Source organism: bacterium SCSIO 12643, assembly GCA_024398135.1.
GTDB lineage: Bacteria > Bacteroidota > Bacteroidia > Flavobacteriales_G > Salibacteraceae > CAJXZP01.
This window is the reverse complement of sequence record CP073750.1, coordinates 305,139-323,492: the sequence shown is the minus strand read 5'-3', so window position 1 is coordinate 323,492 and position 18,354 is coordinate 305,139. Positions and strand designations below refer to the sequence as shown.

The window sequence follows — 18,354 nt, the reverse complement described above, 5'->3', positions numbered from 1 at the left end:
AAGAAGATTGGGATGCATTATTTAAAATACATATGGCTTTGCTTGGTATTTGTCACTACGATAGTAAGTGCACAGGAGGTGAATTATATTGACAATCCTGATAAGGTCTATAATCTTCAAGATTTTGAATTCTATGTGGATTCAACATATCAATTGTCTATTGATGAAATTGAAAATGCGAATTTCACTAGAAAGACTAAGGAAAACAGATCTGAGATATTCAATACCTACAATACCTGGATCAAGGTGGACATGAATGTCGATCTGGATAAGATGCATGAACTGGTGTTTTTAATGGATCAGGCCAATATGGATACCATTGATTTTTATCAGAGAAATGCGGATGGGAGTTGGCGTGTCATCAATTACGGAAATGATTACCCGTTCAATCATCGTAAGTACAAAGTCAATCATTTTGTTTTTGACATAGATGTTTCGAAAGAGCAAACGGTATTTTATGTGAGATTAAGAAATAAAGTACAAACTACTTACAATATAATTGTGGGGGAGCATAATGCTGTGATGCAATATGAAACCACTGCAATCGTGATATTTGCGGTTCTGATTGGAGTCATATTTGCCATGGTAGGCTATAATCTGTTTTTATATGTTTCGCTGAGGGAAACCATGTATTTAATCTATGTGATTTTATCATTTTTAACCGGAATTTTGCAAATGGTACTCTATGGGGTATCATATCAGTATTTATGGCCGGAGAATATATTTTTCCAGAATATAGGTAGTGAATTGCTAACCGCTGTAGCTACAATGGGAGGTTTAATATTCATGAATGCATTTTTGAAAACGGCTGAACATGCTCCAAGACTAAATATCGTATCGAAAATTTTCCTGGTTATTTATTCAGTATTAGTAGTGTTGGTATGGTTTGATGTAACCATAGTAAATGCACTATTACTTGCTTTTCAACCGATCATCGCATTGTTTATACTCTCAGTTGCCATTGTGGTAATGATGAGTGGTTATAAACCTGCAAAGTATTATTTATTGGCATGGTCGACCTTCTTGTTGGGAATTCTGGTTTTTGTAATGGCTGAAGTAGGTGTGATTGAAAGAAACAATATCACTACGCTCACGATTACATTTGGAGCCGGACTGGAAGTTGTATTACTTTCTTTTGCACTGGCAAATAGAATTAATATTCTGAAGAGTGAACAAGAAGAAGCCGTAAGCTTGTCATTAAGATTAGAGAAGGAAAAAGCAACACTGATATTTGAACAGAATATCATCCTGGAGAAAAAGGTTAATGCGAGAACCAAAGAGTTGAATGAAACCAATAAAGTTCTTGAGGAAAAGAATCACGAAGTAGAAAAAGCATACTCCGAATTAAAGAATACGCAATCGCAGCTGGTTAATGCAGAAAAAATGTCGTCTTTGGGACAATTGACTGCAGGGATAGCACATGAAATTAACAATCCGATTAACTTTGTGAGCTCTAACGTAGGACCATTGAAAAGAGATGTGGAGGATATCGTGAGTGTTTTTGAAGCGACCGAAAAATTAGCCAAAGAATCTATGAGCCCGGAAATGTATCAGGAAATTATAGATCTTAAGGAAGAAATAGAATATGACTATGTGAAAGAAGAAATTAATCATCTTTTACATGGCATGAAGGATGGAGCGAATAGAACTGTTGAGATCATTAAAGGTTTGAAATTATTCTCCAGAGTAGATGAAGATGATTTGAAAATGGTAAATCTGGAAGATGGAATCAAGTCAACTTTAGTATTACTTAATAGTAATATTAAGCATCATTTAAAAGTAAAAACGAACTTTAGCAATATTCCAAACGTAGAGTGTTATGGCGGAAAAATGAATCAGGTATTCATGAATATTTTGAATAACGCGATTCAAGCTATTAAAAGCGATGAGAAAACGTTGGAAGGAGAAATTGTGATCTCAACTTCTCACGATGAGGGTCACGTATATATTTCTATAGCGGATAATGGGCCGGGTATGACAGAGGAAGTTCAAAACAAGTTGTTTGAACCTTTCTTTACCACCAAACCAGTAGGAGAGGGAACAGGTCTGGGATTATCCATAGTTTATAAGATAGTTGAAAAAATTAATGGAAAAATAGATGTAAAATCAGAGATAGATGAAGGAACAGAATTCATAATCACACTACCTATAACAAACACCACTAAACCACTGAGCGATGATTAAACTGGAAAAAGAGCATGATGGGGCAGTTCTCTATGTGGACGATGAACAGAATAATTTAAATTCTTTCAGAGCTGCATTCAGAAGAGAATTGCATGTGTACACTGCTATTAATGCTGTTGAAGCACTGAAACAGCTTAAAAAGCACCCCAACATTAAAGTAATTATTTCTGACCAGCGTATGCCGGACATTACCGGAGTTGAGTTTTTTGAAAAGGTCAGACATATATATCCGAATAAGGTGAGGATAATTCTCACTGGTTACTCTGATATTAATGCAGTTGTAGATGCGATTAATAAGGGTCAGGTATACAGGTTTATTGATAAACCCTGGGATACCGATCGTGTAAGAATGGCGCTGCATGATGCCATAGAATTGTATGATACCAGAAAAGCGTTAAGTTCCAAGAATGAATCGTTACAGGTAGCCTATAATGAGCTGGACAAGTTTGTCTATAGCGTATCGCATGATTTAAGATCACCTTTGATGTCGATTTTGGGAATCGCGAATTTGGCAGAGTTGGATGTTGAAGACGAAAAAGCCCTGGAATATTTTAAATCTATTAAAGGAATGGTAGATAAACTAGATGGATATATTCATCAAATTATCGATCATTATAAAGGAACTCACGGAAGTGATTTTTCGGATCAAATAGATTTTAAAGAATTAATAAATGAAATTATCGAAAGCATTAAGTTCCACCCAGAAGCGCAGGACGTGAGATTTAATGTGAATGTTGTTCAAGAAGGATCATTTGTATCTAACCATATGAATATTAAAACGATATTGAGTAATTTAATCTCAAATGCGTTTAAATATCAAAGAGAAGAAGAGGCCAATAAATGGGTAGATATCAAAGCAACAGTTAAAAATGGAAATGCTTTGATACGTGTTATTGATAATGGTATCGGTATTAAAGAAAACAAAGTAGATGAAGTCTTTAATATGTACTACCGGGAAAAAGTAGACGATAAAGGATCAGGTTTAGGTTTATTTATTGTTAAAGAAGCTATTGAAAAATTAGGTGGTAATATAGATTTAAAGTCTACATTTGGTAAAGGAACTGAAATTATTATGAATATACCCGGAAAAGGTGAAGAATGATGTAAACATAGTAGTTGTAGACGATAATGAAATAGACTTAATGATTGGTAAACGTTTGATATCAAGAGTTGATTCTAACATTACGGTGAAGACCTTTTCTTCATTTTGTGAGGTCGTATCATGGGTGCGCTCTGATGAAGATTATTTTGCATCAAACGATGTAGTTTTTTTTATAGATATCTATATGCCTGATGGTAATGGTTTTAAGTTATCACAGGAAATATTTGATCAAATATCCAAATACGATAAAAAGAACACCATTTTTTATTTACTTTCTGCTACTATTGATGATTTAGATTTGAAAAAAGTAAAGAAATCTGATCTGATTAAAGGTTTTATTGGAAAGCCCTTAACTGTTGATACCATAAATCAGGTGATCAATGGATTACCTCAATGTCATTCTTCCTCCTGAGGTTCGTCTTCCTGATAAGGTATTTTTCCCAGAATATATTTGATAACCTCCAAACGTGCCAATCCTTTTTTATTGGCTTTGATAATTTTCCAGGGTGCATGTTCTGTATTTGTTTTTAGGAACATTTCTTTTTTATACCTGGTGTATTCATCCCAAAGTTCCTGAGCTTTACTATCTACCTCGCTGTATTTCCATTTCTTTAATGGGTTTTCCAGAATACTGGTAAAACGTTTAAGCTGTTCATCTTTTGAGATAGAGAAATAGAGCTTAATCAAAATAGAATCTTCTGAAACCAGCATTTTTTCAAAGTTGTTGACTTCGCCCATAAATTGCTCGTATTGTTCTTGCGTACAAAATCCGTTTACAGGTTCTACAACTGCACGGTTATACCAACTACGATCCAGAAATAGAATTTCACCATACTTAGGAAAATGATAGACATAGCGTTGAAAATACCATTGCTCTGTTTCTTCTTTAGTGGGCTTAGGTAATGCTACGATACGAAGTAATCGAGGATTTAGATATTGCGTAATCCTTCTGATCGCCCCACCTTTTCCGGCAGAATCTCTCCCTTCAAAAATGATAATCACGCGTTTTTTATGATCACGAACCCAACGTTGGAGTTTTAATAATTCCACTTGCAGTTTCACCAATTCCTTCTCGTATTTTACATTACGTAAACCACGTTCCAGATTAAGTTCATTTTGCGAAAGCAATATTTTCAGGCCCTTTTTAGAACTTAAAAGTTTGGCCTCTTTTTCGTTTAATTCCATTGTATTAATCTGTTAGGTATAGTGAACGTTGATACCTCATTACGATATTCGGATCAGGAGCCAATACGATATTGGCATCTTCTTTTCCTTCGTATTCAAACTTAGAAAGTACGTATTTGATAGATTCCAGTCGCGCAATTTTTTTGGTATTGGCCTTGATGATAATCCATGGAGAAACCATTGTATGCGTTTTACTGAACATCTCATCTTTGTAGTGGGTGTACTTATCCCATAACTCTTGTCCTAGTTCATCTACCGGACTAATCTTCCATATTTTAAGCGGATCAGTTTTTCTAGACTCCAATCTGGCCAACTGTACTTCTTTATCTATAGAGAACCAGAATTTAATCATGATCACACCTTCCTCGTAAAGCATTTGCTCAAATTCAGGAACCTGCATCAAGAAAGTATTGTACTGATGTGTATTGCAAAACCCCATTACCGGCTCCACCACCGCTCGATTGTACCAGCTTCTGTCAAAGAATACAATTTCTCCTGGCTGAGGTAATTCTTTAACATAGCGTCTGAAATACCATTGACCCCGCTCTTTTTCGGTGGGTTTAGCTAATGCTACCACGCGCATAGAACGAGGATTCATATGCTCTACAAAACGTCTGATAGAACCTCCTTTTCCGGCTGCATCCCGACCCTCAAAAATGATCACCACTTTCTTTTTCGTTTTCACAATCCACTGCTGCAGCTTTACCAATTCAATTTGCAAAGCACGTAACTCTTGCTCGTACGCAATAGTGTTTTCAATTTTGGATATATCGATCTTCTTTTTGTGGATCAAATCCATTAATTCTTCCTTTGAATTAATACCGAGAAATTCTTCTGAAGTGATTTTCTTATTCATGGTTATATCATTACCTCAAAGATAAAATTTAACTGTTGAACTTTTTATTTTTTTTCGTAGATATTATAGCTATTATTGGGGTGAAATAAATATAAACCGATATGAGAAAACTTTACATTTTATCTCCACTTCCATTGGCGTTAGGGGCCGTTCTTTGGATGAGTGCATCAGGTGGAGTAGCAAAGATCCAACAGAAGGATCGAACCAATAGTCCGGTGAGCTCCCCGGCTTGTACCATGTGTCATTTAGCAGGTGCAAATTTTTCAACTTCAGCTTCTATTGTAGTTAGTGATGGTACAGGACCAATTACAGAGTATATTCCTGGAGAAACCTATACTGTAAAAGTAGATATTCAATCTACGGGTAACAGCGGACATGGATTTCAAATCACTGGCTTGTTAGCTAATAATTCATCTGCGGGATCATGTACGGTAGTAACATCCGGAACGCAAAAAACAAGTTTAGGTGGCAGATGGTATTTTGAACAATCGCAAACGGTAACCGGAGGTTCGTATGAAATGACCTGGGTGGCACCTGCAGCGGGGAGTGGAGAAGTAACTTTTTATGGAAGTGCTTTATCTACCAATGGTGATGGATTGACAAATGGTGATGAATACGTGAGTATTTCTCCAGTTAAATTACCAGAAGGAACTCCAAATAGTGTATTTCATGTGAATGTTACTGAAGGACTGGAATTGTATCCTAATCCTACGGTTTCTGAAGTCATTATTCGTTCTTCAAGTGAAGAAATGCAAGAAGTTCAGATATATGCTTTGAACGGAACTTTGATGGAACAAAGAGCTGTGAATACAGATAACGTTAGATTTAATGTAGAAGATTATGTTAAAGGAACATATATCGTAAAAGTATCTTCAGGGCAGGATGTGCAGTACTTAAGGTTTGTAAAGAACTAATATAAAAGTTTAAACAATAAAAAAGGCGCTCAATGAGCGCCTTTTTTATTGAATGATATATTGTTTATTTATCTCCTAATCTGATGATTAATCCACCACCAACATCACCTGAGATGAAAGATGAGCCCGCATATACGCCAGCACTTGCGCCACCGGTTCCTACACCAATACCAACACCGCCCCATTGAATAGGAGCCAATGCACGAATATGCATATCGATTCCGATCATGTCAGAAAGCATTACTTTCATACCTAATCCAAATCCAACAGCAAAACGTAGCATATCTTCTTGGGGATAGTTTTGATAATAATTATCCACATTTGTTATTTTGTAATAAGCCAATCCCATGCTTACAGAACCATAAGGCTTGATTTGATCATCCATGAAGTATCTTACGCCACCTAAAAGGAAATAATTTTCAGAAACGTTAGAGAAATTTCCATTTGTGATTCCACCTCCAGGATAGTAATAATCGTTGATTCTAATTTTTGATTGTGTGTTAGAATATGAAAATTGAATGGCATTGTCATAATCCAAATTATAATCGATATTGATCCCAAAAGTACCCGCTCCATTTACTCGTAATTCACCTCCGTAAATCCCTACACGGGCGCCAAAGTTATATCCACCCCAAGGCATAAGGTCAATTTGAGAAAATCCAATAATCGGAGCGAACGCCAGGGCTAGTAATGCAATAAGTAGTTTATTTTTCATAGTTATAAATTTAATTGTCAAAATAAATAATTATTAATCCATTAAAGATTAAATGTTAGATTAATTCTTGAAATTTAAAAGTTTGTCTAATGTTTCCGTAGATACGGAATGGTAATTTGGTCTTGCTTTGGTATAAATATCAGTCGCCCATTTTCCAGAAGGGTCTACTTTAAGAATGGCACGGTAAAGTGGCGTTAAGAATTTTCTTCTTCCTACCGTTACCAGGAATACTTCTAGTTTATGGTCTACCGCATGGTTTCCAGCCAGAACATTTTTTTCTAACCAAATTGCCAGTATTTCGTTATTTCCTGAGTTTGTAAATCCAAAAGCTTTATCCAGCTCTTCAAATCTTTCTACATCTAAAGAATCAGGAAGTTTTCTGATGAATTGCAACCATTCGTTAGTAGACCAGTTTTTAGTATCAATTTCATCTGCATGAAAAGACCCATCGCTCCATGCTTTTAAAGTAGAACTTACATTCTGGAATCTTTTAGATACAATTTTCGGACAGTTTCTTGGCAGTCCAGGTTCGTAAATCCATTTTTCGATAAGCAATGATGGACGCGCAGCAGAATCTTTTACGATCAGGTTAGAATCCATATAAGTGATGAAATTCTCTGTAGTAATGTTTTGGAAAGAATGATCTGTAAAGTATTGTTTTAGGAAGTTATCCAAGGTTTTCTTGCCAAATTTTTCCTTAAGCATGGTCAGGAAGAAATAACCTTTTTCGTAAGCAATATCAGTCATCCCATCATCTGGATTTCTACCTTTTAAATCAAGTTTTAATCGGGTATCTTCAGCTGGTAAATCCTCTAATGAGAATTGTAAATCCTGATAGCCTAATATTGATAACATATCCGCATAATCAGTTCCATAAAGAGAGTCCATAATTGTACGTTCCAAATACACGGTAAAACCTTCATTCATCCAGAAGTCATTCCAGTTGGCGTTGGTTACTAAATTACCAGACCAGGAATGCGCCAATTCATGTGCGATCAAAGAAGTTAGTGAACGATCTCCAGCGATAATGGTTGGTGTTACGAAAGTTAATCTTGGATTTTCCATTCCACCAAAAGGGAAGGATGGAGGTAATACCAGCATATCATATCTTTCCCAACGGTAAGGACCAAAAAGCTCTTCAGCGATCTGAACCATTTTTTCGGTTTCACCAAACTCATATACTGCAGCTGCTAATTGTCCTGGTTCTGCGTAAACACCAGTACGTTCACCTAAGCTACCAAATTCTAAATCACCTACTGCTAAAGCCATTAAATAGCTTGGAATGGGTTGGCTCATTTTGAATTCATATGTTCCGGTCTCGTTTTTAGCTTGCGGATTAGTTGCGCTCATTACCGCAAGTAAATCTTTAGGCACGGTTACTTTGGCATCGTAAGTAAACTTGATACCCGGGCTATCCTGACAAGGAATCCAGCTACGTGCTAAAATCGCCTCAGACTGTGTAAACATAAAAGGGTGCTTCTTCCCATAAGTTTGTTCCGGACTTAACCATAAAACAGCTCCGGCAGAAGGATCGCTCTCATATGTAATACTTACCGATTTAGTTTCCGAGGTAATGGCTACATATAATGGAGCCCCCATATGTGGAATGGATTCACCAATTTTGAATCCGGTAGATTCACCGTTATCTAGTTTAACGTCTTTAATTTTTAAGTCTACCATATCAAAAATGATCGTATCGGTATCAGATACATTTTCAAAATCCCAGGTAGCTGTAGCAGTAATAATGTGATTTTCCAAATCTATTTCTGCATCCCAGAAAAGATGGGTCACATACGCATCTTGTTTTTGCGCATAAGTATGTGTATCTGTAGAATCATAAGTGATTTCAACAACTTCTTCTGTTTTTGTTTCCTTTTGAGGAGGATTACAAGAAGCAACTACTAGAATAGAAAGAATACCGAATAAAAATCGAAACGAATTGGTCATATATTTTGATATTAGTTGGCCACAAATATAGCTTAGAACTTGCAGTCTGTAATGACAAGAGATATAACTTTTAATCCCTAAGATCTAATTACTTGATTCGCCCAACCAATGCTTAAACTCTTTGGTTCTGTTACGCGCCACAATTATCATATCATCATCTGAACCTTCCAATGTGATTTTTAATCTACTATTGGTCCAGGCAGTGATTTCAAACGAAGCGTTAATATTCAGGATGTACTTACGATTAAGTCTGAAAAAAAGTTTCGGATTTAAAATGGATTCCAGATGATCAATGGTATGATCAATGACATAATGTCGGCCATCATGGGTCTGAATAAATGTGGCTTTTTCCAAACTATAAAATGCATGGATGTTTTGAGTGGAGAAACTCTTTAAATGTTGTCCCACTTTAACAAGAAAACGGTCCTTGTAAGATTGCGTATCGGGTTGATGAATTTGTTGTGCCAGCAGTTGAAGAATGTTGGGATCAATAGATTTTTGTTGAAATCGATTGAGCTTGCCTATGGCATTTTGAAGTTCTTCCGGATTTATAGGTTTAAGCAAATAATCGATCCCATTATTTTTAAATGCTTTAATCGCGTATTGATCATAGGCCGTAGTAAAAATAATAGGAGGGAGGTGCACGAGGTTATCGTAAATCTCAAAACTTAATCCATCGGCCAATTGAATATCAGAAAATATGAGGTCCAGGTGTTGATGGGATTCTAAGAACTCTTTTGCTTCGGAAATAGATTCTATTTGAGCCAGAACTTGAATGGACGGATCAATTTCGTTGAGTAATGATTGTAATCTCTTGGCTGCACGAGGTTCATCTTCTATAATAATGGCGTTCATGATCAATTAGTTTTCAGAGATTTGGATGATCGGGATGGAAACAATAAAAGCATCATCGGTTTCATTTACCAAAACCTCCTGATCGTTAAAATAGCTATAGCGTTCTTTTAAGTTGTTGAGTCCAATTTTGAATGAAACATCCGGGACAGATTTTCGCTGCAGGTTGTTTTTGACTTCAATGTATTTTCCCTGTCTGGTTATGTTAATGTTTAAAGGGCTTTTGGAAGTCGCTTCATTGTGTTTGATACAATTTTCAATAAGTAACTGAAGTGACATCGGAACGATGTACTCCTCTTCTTGCACCTGGATTTCAAAATCAAAATTAACTCTGGATTCAAATCTCGTTTTAAGTAAAAATGTGAATGATTCGATGAACTTTAATTCTTCGGATAAAGAAATCACTTCTTTCTCTTTCGCATCCAACACGTATCGATATAAGTCACTGAGTTGACGGATAAACTTTACGGCTAAATCCTGATCTTCATACACCAATTCACTTAACACGTTAAAACTATTAAATAGAAAATGGGGATTGATTTGATTACGTAAAGACTCGTATTTGTAAGTCATCATTTCGGAATTCAGCTTTTCCTTTTCAACTTCAGATCGAATGAGTGCTTTACCAAAACCAACGAAAGTGAGAATAAAAGAAATCCCATAGGATATGGCCAATGTTAGAGAAAGAGATCGTATAGAATTGGTCCAAACCATTTCAACCGTTGCATTATCCACAAAAATGAAGAACATTATGAATTGAACGGCTAAATAGGCGAATGCGGAGTAGGTTCCAACAGATACGACTGTCGCCAGGGCTCTCCTTAACATACCATCTCTCCAGGGAAGTTTTTCGTCCAGAAATCTAAATACAGCGCTGTTACCCACAGATTGGGTCAACCAGATTGTTGATCCCCAAATCATACCCATAATGAAGTTGGACCAACTGTCATAAACAGCAGGCCAGAAAAACATAAAGAATACCAGGTTGATCAATACCATGACACCGATAACCTGCCAAATATTTTTAAATGGATGTATGACTTGTTTAAAATTCATGAATTCAAAAATAGTTTCTTAATGTGATTCTCGCCTGTGTAAGTGAAATGATTTAAAAAATACTAGCGTACTGTTTTGAGTACGATCTTCATATCTTCGGTTAATTCAAAAATTTGATCTTCAAAATCAGCTGGTCCCATAAATCCTCTGGCATCATTTGAATACCCGTATCCTTCTTCAGGTTTACCAAACATTCCCGTATCCATTTTACCATTATCGTTTTCATCATGGTAGTACTGAACCGCATAAGTTCCTGCTGGAAGATCAGAAATTTCAACCGTACAAACTTTATCTTTAACAGTACCTTTTAATTTTTTTACGGCTTTTTCCTGTCCGTCATAGAGGGCAATCATCACGGTACCATTGTCGGTTTTTAAATTGGTGATTTCGATCGTTAATGTGTTCTGTGCTTGAGTAAAGAATGATAGAACAGAGATGAAGATTGTTAAAATAATAGCTTTCATAATAATAAAGATTTAAGTGATTTATTTAATTGAATCGGTATTGGTTTCTGTACAGTTTTCGGTAAGACCTTGCGCTTGTTTTTCTCCCCATGATGGGTATAAAGGCTCAGCCTGGTTATAATCATCCCAGTTTTTAATCAGGGTATTTATACGTTCACAATACATGGAAACATCTGTTCCAAAGAATTTTGCAGTGCCTATTTCATTACTTAACTGAAGGTATAGAGCACGAGGATTTTGTGGATTGAAATGTAAGGATTTCTTTAATGATTCCATGGATAAGATGGAATATTCTCGTCCACGATTTACGGGGTCTACCACCAGTCTTGCGGTATACATAAACCCTTGAATAGCGTAAACCTCCGAGTTTTCCGGAACTTTAGAAAGTATACTGTTGATTGCTTTTTCTGCAATATCCAAATAAGCGTCTTTCTGGATTTTATCTTGATCCATAAAACTCATTAGGATGTAACATTGTGCCTGGTAATATTCGGGAAGCCATTCGTCTTTAGCAGAATTGGCAATTCGTTGGAACGTATTTGCAGTACTTTGGAAATCAGCTACATTTTTAGATTGTCCAAATTGTGTTAAAGCATTTTTCATGGCTTCGTTAAATGCAGGTGTACCTGCAAAAGAACTGAAGCCTATAAAAATTGTGAATGCGAGTGTCATTGTTTTCATGGTATTGATGTTTTAAGTTGTTACATATTGATTTTATCCATTTGATTGGTTTCGCCATTTTTCGTTAAAGTGATGAAACAACCAATAAAGAAGAAACTTTTCGCAGCCGGTAGAATAGGTGTTCTACCATAGATGCCATTATTATCCGGAACGGCATCATATCGGTATCCGAAAACCTGATCGAATCCCAGGATATTCGTAGCTGAAGCATAGAAAATTACATTTTGACGGTATAGAAAACTCCAGTTCACATCCAGACTGGCATTGGATGGTAATTTAGCAGCATTAAACTCCGGACTGTTTTTGTCATTATAAACTCTCGGACTTCCATATCTGAATGATGCACCTACATATGATCTCCAGTCTCCAATCCAATGTTTGTAAACAACTGTTACACTATGTGGAACCGTAAAGGTTGGAGTAGCGGCATGCGGATAATATCTGAAATCCCGCTCGGATTGTAAGAAAGAATAAGAAACCCAATAAGTACCGTTTTTAATGGTTTTGGTGTCCTTGAAATACAGGTCAAAACCGTAAGCATATCCCGAACCTGTGTTTTTATATGGATCTTGAAATGAAGCTCCATACTTTACCAAATCAGAATATTTTTTATAGTAAGCCTCAGTTCTGAAAGTACGTTTGTTCACGTTTCTTGAAAGACTTAGAATGTAATGTTCAGCTCTTTCGTTTTTCAGGTAATTTCTATTAAGTAATTGTTCGTTTAATGGATTTTGATAAAACCATCCATATGCGGCAGATAAACTGGTGTTTTCATCCAATTTGTATGCAGCCGAGATTCTTGGTGCCAGCGTGTTGCCGTTTAGGTATTGCGAATGTTCGCCTCTTAACCCTGCATTAATTAAGAACTTAGGAGAAGTATAGATTTGAGCTTCTATAAATGCAGCAGTTAAATTTTCCTGATACCCCACAGTACTATCACCTTCAATCTGAGCTTGAGAATATTGATTTTCAAAATCAGTATAGAAGTTTTCGATTCCCAATCTAAATCTGGTTTTCTCAGTTAATTCATATTTAGCTGTTGCTTTTAGGTGATTCCCTTCTAATTTTTGATTTAAAACCAAATCTCCTTGCGTGTAGCGATCATTGTTATAGGTATATGAACTTCCCACTGTAGTGAACCACTTTTTAGATGGAGACCCATGCCAGTTCAGATTGATGAACTTGTTATCATTTCGAATATCAGTACTTGATGGTGCATTGGTTCCGTCACTGGTGATGGCAAATTGAGACAAGTTAGATTGATCCATGGAAGCATAGATTTTAAACATCCCGGAGCCTTTGGTTTTTTGTCTGAAATTGATTGAACCACCATAAGCTTCAGGTTCCTGATTCCATTCGTAGTTTTGAGGAATTAGCTGCATATAGGGTTTTAGATTGATGTAATTAAAAGAACCCGTGATGGCACCATTCTTCCACATTTTGGTTCCGGCTACATCACCACCAACTGTCATTAACGAAATATTCAATGCGTCTTCGGCTGGCATATCATTCGTATTTAGGGTAAGAACAGATGATAAAGCCTGACCGTATTCAGCTGAATAACCACCTGTGCTGAACGATGTTCCACTAAACATAAAAGGGTTAAATCGACCACGCACGGCCATATTGGGTGCTGATGTGGTATAAGGTTGGTGCACATAAATTCCGTCAATGTAAGTTCCGGTTTCTGTGCCTTCGCCACCATGTACAAATAGTTTACCCGATTCACCATTATTACTGGTTCCAGGTAGAGAACGCATAGCTGCATTAATATCTCCTAAAGAACCTGCTGTAGTGACCATTTCAAGTGAACTCATTACTACTGCGGTTTCCGATTTGCCCGTTCCATAGTTTCCGGCAGTTATGGTTACCGCTTTTAGCTGGTTGAATTTTTCCTTGAGCTCAATTTGAAATTGATGATCTTGACCATCGAGCTGAATTTCTTTTTTATAATCTTCAAATCCAACAAATTCTACAATTAGGTTATGGGTGCCCTTTTTATCAAATGTAAAAGAGTAGTGTCCGTTGGCATCTGTAGAAGCACCCGAGAAAGTGTTTTCGATATATACATTTGCTCCAGGCAGTCCGATTCCGTCTTTGTCTGCAACTGTTCCTGAAATGGTCTGAGCCATTACCTGGAAAGTGAATAAAGAGAAGAGAAATAGTATAGTTGTTTTCATATTCGTTTCATTTACAGAGGCAAATATGAAATCAGATCAGTCCAACCTAAAATTGTTCTGACCGAAACGTAGGATTAAGGGGATGAAATGTCAGGATGTAATTCTTTTTCTAAAAAAAGAGGCGGTAAATTTCTATGAAACAGCCTGTTCTTCCAACTTTCTGGTAAGATAAGAACTCACATTGTCAAATTGAAAATCAGGGTATTCTGATAGAAACTTAGCCGTGATTAATCCTCCGGTCAATGGACGTTTTGCCGGTGGATTTAAATCTTCCGTAGAAATAGGTTCAATGGTCACCTGATGTCCGGGAAATCTATTCAAAACCATTTGTGCCAATTGTACCCGGTTGACAAAATCCGTAGATGCGATATTGTAAATGCCGTTTTTGTCATCTCTTAAAAGAAGGTAAGCAGCTCTGGCGATATCCCATGCGTTTACAGGAGTTGCATATTGATCAAATGGTAATTTTAAATGTTGTGGTTCTCCGCTTTTTGCAAGGTTCATTAATCGGGCAACAAAATTCTTATCTCTTAGTTCGTCTCCATATACATTGGTGATACGAAGTGATAGGTTCTTTTTACTGGTGTTAAAAACCAAAGTTTCTGCCTCTTGTTTATGTCGTGCGTATACGTTTAGCGGATGTGGATGAGCATCTTCCGTATAAGGTCCAGCTTCACCATCAAAAACATAATCTGTCCCGATGTACAGATACTTGGCATTTACAGCATTGCATATTTTTAAGGTATTGATGGTTGAAACAACAGTTTTGGTATAGCTTTCATCAATGTTTTCTTCACAGTAATCCACCCAGGTAAGTGCTCCGCAATTGATAATCACATCAGGGTTATAACTATGCGCATCAAAATTCGATTCAGCATCTAAATCTAACGTGTTGAAAGGAACCGTATCAGGAGTTTCATAAGAAAAGTGTGTTCCCACAACTTCAACATCAGGTAATGATTTAAAGTATTTAAGCATATTGCCTCCAACTAAACCTGAGGCGCCAAAAATTAGAATTTTCATGTCATAAGTTAATTAGGCGTCAAAGTTAGGTTTTGACATTGAATAAAGTTCCAAAATAATTGACCGTAAAATCATTTTTAATTCACAGTGGTACACAATAAATTTCTATACTGATGAAAGCCTTAAAATAGTTCTACATCTCAAAAACTAAATTACTTTTGAGCGTAATTAAAACCTTATTCACTTTCAATATGAAAAAGTTTCTTATCATCATCGGTACGATTATGTTATTAATTATCGTAGCGATAGTAGCGATCCCTATGTTATTTAAAGCTGAATTACAGCAAATGGCTATGGATGAGGCCAATAAAACTGTAAATGCCAGGATTGAAATGGCAGATTTTGATCTGAGTTTAATTCCAAATTTCCCAAATCTTACTGCAGAAATATCGGGATTAAAAGTATCCGGAAAAGATGAGTTTGAAGGTGTTACTTTATTTGGTGCGCAAACCATTACAACAACAGTCGATTTAATGAAATTGATTGATGGAAATGTTGAAATCGGAGAAGTGGGTATAGATGGAATGGATGTGAATGTGATCGTCCTGAAAGATGGAACAGCAAATTATGATATTGCAATTGAAGATGAATCGGGTACTACCGAAACTGAAACAGAGACAGAAGAAGCTGAGGAAAGTGCTCCGGTTGAAGAGACCAGTAGTGCGGAAACCGAGTTACAAATCAAGTTACAACGATATTACATTCATAATTTCAATTTGATCTATGACGACCAGCAAGGAGACATGTATTTTGAAATGAAAAATATGAATCATGATGGTAAGGGCGATTTTACCCTTTCTCAATTCATATTGGAAACTAAAACTACCGTAGAGTCTATGAGCTTTGCGATGGAAGGGGATAAACTATTGAAGAAGGCCAGTTTAAATTCCAGTATTAATATGGCCATGGATATGGATCAAATGAGATTTCAGTTTGATACAACTTTTGTTCAACTAAATGCACTGGTATTAAATCTGGAAGGATGGTTGGCAATGCCAAATGATTCTATTGATATGGATATTAAAATGTCTTCAAGAAATAATTCGTTTAAAGAATTATTCTCTCTGATTCCAGATGCATATATCGAAGGCTATGAAGATGTTAAAGTAACCGGAAAAATGTCTTTTGGAGCTGAATTTAAAGGTGTGTATTATGAAGAGTTAATGCCGGCATTTAAGATTGATTTAGGAGTACAAAATGGTATGGTGAAATATCCTGATTTACCTGCCACAGCTGAGAATATTGGAATTGATTTACATATCAACTCACCAGCAGGAGATATGGATAGACTGGTTGTGGATTTAAAGAAAGCCCATTTAGAGTTGGCTGAGAACTATTTTGATATGCGTTTGTTGATTCAAAATTCTATGACAAATCCGGTAATGACGGGTAATTTTAAAATGGATTTTGATTTGGCTACGATTCCAACTATGATGCCAGTAGAAGAGGAAGAACAGTATGCCGGAAAAATGAAAACTGATTTGAATTTCAAGGCAGACATGAATAGCCTCGATCATGAGCAATACGATAAAGTAGAAGCTCATGGTTTATTCGAAGCATGGGGTATTCAATATGATGATGGAACCGGAGGTGTACCTATGAAGATTGAGCATGTCGCCATGAATTTTGATATGAATAAGGTGGATTTAACCGCATTTGATGCCATGGTGGGTAAATCAGATGTACATGCCACTGGTGCATTGGAAAACTTTATTCCATGGTACATGAGTGAGTCCACTTTAGTTGGTGTTCTGGACTTTAATTCCAATTATTTTGATGTAGATGAATGGATGACAGAAGAGGAAGAAGTTGCGGAGACAGAAGTGGCTAAAGAAGAGGTAGTGGAAGAAACTGAGGCCGTTGAAGCTCCTGTTATGGATACAGCAGCTGCTGAGACCTATGAAATTCCAACCAATATTGATTTTACGATGAATGCCTATATGAAGCTTATCGCTTATGATAGCATGAAGATTGAGGATTTAAAAGGGTCGATTATCATCAGAGATGGGCAAGTGATCTTTAAAGATGCAGGGTTAAGAATGTTTGAGGGTACTGCATCTATGGATGGGGTATTTGATCCAACAACACATCCGGAAAAGCCATCGTTTGATTTTAATATGGGTATTAAAGACTGGGCGATTAGTCCCGTAGCGAATACATTCAATACCATAGATAAATTGGCTCCGATTTTGAAAACAGCTTCGGGAACATTTAGTACGGAAATTCATACAACCGGAACTTTAGATGCGAATTTGGAACCGATCTTAAATGAATTGTCATTTAGTGGTGTTTCTACCACCAAAGATTTGATGCTGAAAAGTGATAACCTGGAAAAACTAAACAGTATCACAAAAACCAAAAATTACAATCCATTAAAAGCTGAGGATTTAACGTTGAAGTATAAGTGTACAAATGGAGTCCTGGAGGTAGAGCCTTTTGATGTGAAGATTGGAACACAAAAAGCGAAGATTTCCGGTTATACTACATTGGATCAGGATATCAATTATTTAATTGATACAAAGATCAAAACCTCTGAAATGGGTGCAGGAGCGGATGCCGTAATGAGTCAGGTCAGTGGATTTCTGAAAAGCAATGGGGTAGATGCGAAAATGCCGGAGACGATTCCTGTAGTTATAGCCGTAACCGGGAAAATGGATGATCCTAAGTTCAAACCGGTATTTGGAAAAGGAGAAGCTTCGGATGAGGTTAAAGACCAGGTGAAAGAGATTGCCAAAGAGAAAATAGAAGAGGTGAAAAAAGACCTGAAGAAAGATGCGCAAAAGGAAGCGGATAAGATTATGGAAGATGCCCGTAAGCAGCAGAAAGAATTAATGGATGAGGCAAAAAAGAAAGCGGATGAACTGAATCAGGAAGCGAAAAAACTGGGAGCGCAGCTTAAAGCTGAAGCAGATAAACAAGGTAAAGAGTTGATTAAACAAGCCACAAATCCATTTGCTAAGATTGCAGCTGAAAAAGGTGCCGCGGAGTTGAATAAACAAGCAGATGCCAAAGCCAAACAACTGGAAAAAGAAGCAGATGCGCAGGGTAAAAAACTAATTGATGCAGCCCAAAAGAAATCAGATAAGATTTTAGAAGACGCCAAGAAAAAGGCGGATGCTAAAATAGAAGCGGCTTAGAATAAAATATAAATAAAGGTCTGATGTATATTTTCAGACCTTTTTTAACTCTAATTAC

15 protein-coding genes are annotated in these 18,354 nt (G+C 36.6%); 5 read left to right on the top strand and 10 right to left on the bottom strand.

Annotated features, from left to right (window positions below):
- The first annotated feature begins 12 nt into the window (after positions 1–12).
- The 3 genes from KFE94_01370 to KFE94_01360 are packed head-to-tail and all read left to right on the top strand — an operon-like array spanning position 13 to position 3,698.
- Positions 13–2,184: a GHKL domain-containing protein gene (locus KFE94_01370; GenBank protein UTW66791.1), complete on the top strand. Its 2,172-nt coding sequence runs from the start codon at positions 13–15 to the stop codon at positions 2,182–2,184.
- Positions 2,177–3,286, top strand: a complete 1,110-nt coding sequence (locus KFE94_01365; GenBank protein ID UTW66790.1) for a hybrid sensor histidine kinase/response regulator — start codon at positions 2,177–2,179, stop codon at positions 3,284–3,286. The genes KFE94_01370 and KFE94_01365 overlap by 8 nt, the downstream gene beginning before the upstream one ends.
- Positions 3,276–3,698 carry a response regulator gene (locus tag KFE94_01360; GenBank protein ID UTW66789.1) on the top strand — a complete coding sequence of 141 codons (423 nt, stop codon included), beginning with the start codon at positions 3,276–3,278 and terminating at the stop codon, positions 3,696–3,698. Before KFE94_01365 ends, KFE94_01360 begins: the two co-directional genes overlap by 11 nt.
- On the opposite strand, the gene ppk2 (KFE94_01355) is transcribed toward KFE94_01360, so the two are convergent.
- Together ppk2 (KFE94_01355) and ppk2 (KFE94_01350) are read right to left on the bottom strand one after the other, a co-directional pair.
- On the bottom strand, positions 3,683–4,471 hold the full coding sequence (gene ppk2, locus KFE94_01355) for a polyphosphate kinase 2 (GenBank protein UTW66788.1): 789 nt from the start codon (positions 4,469–4,471) through the stop codon (positions 3,683–3,685). The two genes, KFE94_01360 and ppk2 (KFE94_01355), sit on opposite strands and share 16 nt — an antisense overlap.
- Positions 4,472–4,475: 4 nt before the next feature.
- Positions 4,476–5,327, bottom strand: coding sequence for a polyphosphate kinase 2 (gene ppk2 / locus KFE94_01350; protein UTW66787.1), 852 nt, complete (start codon positions 5,325–5,327; stop codon positions 4,476–4,478).
- A gap of 101 nt (positions 5,328–5,428) precedes the next feature.
- Between ppk2 (KFE94_01350) and KFE94_01345 the strand changes: the two genes are divergently transcribed.
- Entirely contained in the window at positions 5,429–6,241 is an 813-nt protein-coding gene (locus KFE94_01345; protein UTW66786.1) for a T9SS type A sorting domain-containing protein, read from the top strand.
- 64 nt (positions 6,242–6,305) lie between these two features.
- On the opposite strand, the gene KFE94_01340 is transcribed toward KFE94_01345, so the two are convergent.
- The 8 genes from KFE94_01340 to KFE94_01305 all read right to left on the bottom strand — a co-directional run bounded on the left by KFE94_01340 (position 6,306) and on the right by KFE94_01305 (position 15,159).
- Positions 6,306–6,956 carry a hypothetical protein gene (locus tag KFE94_01340; protein ID UTW66785.1) on the bottom strand — a complete coding sequence of 217 codons (651 nt, stop codon included), beginning with the start codon at positions 6,954–6,956 and terminating at the stop codon, positions 6,306–6,308.
- 60 nt (positions 6,957–7,016) lie between these two features.
- A complete protein-coding gene (locus KFE94_01335) occupies positions 7,017–8,903 on the bottom strand; it encodes a M1 family metallopeptidase (GenBank protein UTW66784.1) in 1,887 nt (628 codons plus the stop codon).
- A gap of 84 nt (positions 8,904–8,987) precedes the next feature.
- Complete coding sequence (locus tag KFE94_01330; protein ID UTW66783.1) at positions 8,988–9,758, bottom strand: response regulator transcription factor; 771 nt, start codon at positions 9,756–9,758, stop codon at positions 8,988–8,990.
- A gap of 6 nt (positions 9,759–9,764) precedes the next feature.
- On the bottom strand, positions 9,765–10,811 hold the full coding sequence (locus KFE94_01325; protein UTW66782.1) for a sensor histidine kinase: 1,047 nt from the start codon (positions 10,809–10,811) through the stop codon (positions 9,765–9,767).
- Positions 10,812–10,873: 62 nt separating this feature from the next.
- The gene (locus KFE94_01320; protein UTW66781.1) at positions 10,874–11,275 is read right to left on the bottom strand and encodes a DUF2141 domain-containing protein; all 402 of its coding nucleotides are present in this window, start codon (positions 11,273–11,275) and stop codon (positions 10,874–10,876) included.
- A gap of 21 nt (positions 11,276–11,296) precedes the next feature.
- Entirely contained in the window at positions 11,297–11,956 is a 660-nt protein-coding gene (locus KFE94_01315) for a hypothetical protein (protein UTW66780.1), read from the bottom strand.
- Positions 11,957–11,976: 20 nt separating this feature from the next.
- A complete protein-coding gene (locus tag KFE94_01310; GenBank protein ID UTW66779.1) occupies positions 11,977–14,136 on the bottom strand; it encodes a TonB-dependent receptor in 2,160 nt (719 codons plus the stop codon).
- A gap of 132 nt (positions 14,137–14,268) precedes the next feature.
- The gene (locus KFE94_01305) at positions 14,269–15,159 is read right to left on the bottom strand and encodes an SDR family oxidoreductase (protein UTW66778.1); all 891 of its coding nucleotides are present in this window, start codon (positions 15,157–15,159) and stop codon (positions 14,269–14,271) included.
- 191 nt (positions 15,160–15,350) lie between these two features.
- On the opposite strand from KFE94_01305, the gene KFE94_01300 reads away from it, so the two are divergent.
- The gene (locus KFE94_01300; GenBank protein UTW66777.1) at positions 15,351–18,296 is read left to right on the top strand and encodes an AsmA family protein; all 2,946 of its coding nucleotides are present in this window, start codon (positions 15,351–15,353) and stop codon (positions 18,294–18,296) included.
- Positions 18,297–18,354 lie beyond the last annotated feature (58 nt).

Coding starts and splice junctions, on each gene's coding strand:
- ppk2 (UTW66787.1), bottom strand. CDS start 5,327: ATGAATAAGAAAATCACTTCAGAAGAATTTCTCGGTATTAATTCAAAG.
- KFE94_01300 (UTW66777.1), top strand. CDS start 15,351: ATGAAAAAGTTTCTTATCATCATCGGTACGATTATGTTATTAATTATC.
- KFE94_01325 (UTW66782.1), bottom strand. CDS start 10,811: ATGAATTTTAAACAAGTCATACATCCATTTAAAAATATTTGGCAGGTT.
- KFE94_01335 (UTW66784.1), bottom strand. CDS start 8,903: ATGACCAATTCGTTTCGATTTTTATTCGGTATTCTTTCTATTCTAGTA.
- KFE94_01315 (UTW66780.1), bottom strand. CDS start 11,956: ATGAAAACAATGACACTCGCATTCACAATTTTTATAGGCTTCAGTTCT.
- KFE94_01340 (UTW66785.1), bottom strand. CDS start 6,956: ATGAAAAATAAACTACTTATTGCATTACTAGCCCTGGCGTTCGCTCCG.
- KFE94_01305 (UTW66778.1), bottom strand. CDS start 15,159: ATGAAAATTCTAATTTTTGGCGCCTCAGGTTTAGTTGGAGGCAATATG.
- ppk2 (UTW66788.1), bottom strand. CDS start 4,471: ATGGAATTAAACGAAAAAGAGGCCAAACTTTTAAGTTCTAAAAAGGGC.
- KFE94_01310 (UTW66779.1), bottom strand. CDS start 14,136: ATGAAAACAACTATACTATTTCTCTTCTCTTTATTCACTTTCCAGGTA.
- KFE94_01330 (UTW66783.1), bottom strand. CDS start 9,758: ATGAACGCCATTATTATAGAAGATGAACCTCGTGCAGCCAAGAGATTA.
- KFE94_01370 (UTW66791.1), top strand. CDS start 13: ATGCATTATTTAAAATACATATGGCTTTGCTTGGTATTTGTCACTACG.
- KFE94_01365 (UTW66790.1), top strand. CDS start 2,177: ATGATTAAACTGGAAAAAGAGCATGATGGGGCAGTTCTCTATGTGGAC.
- KFE94_01345 (UTW66786.1), top strand. CDS start 5,429: ATGAGAAAACTTTACATTTTATCTCCACTTCCATTGGCGTTAGGGGCC.
- KFE94_01320 (UTW66781.1), bottom strand. CDS start 11,275: ATGAAAGCTATTATTTTAACAATCTTCATCTCTGTTCTATCATTCTTT.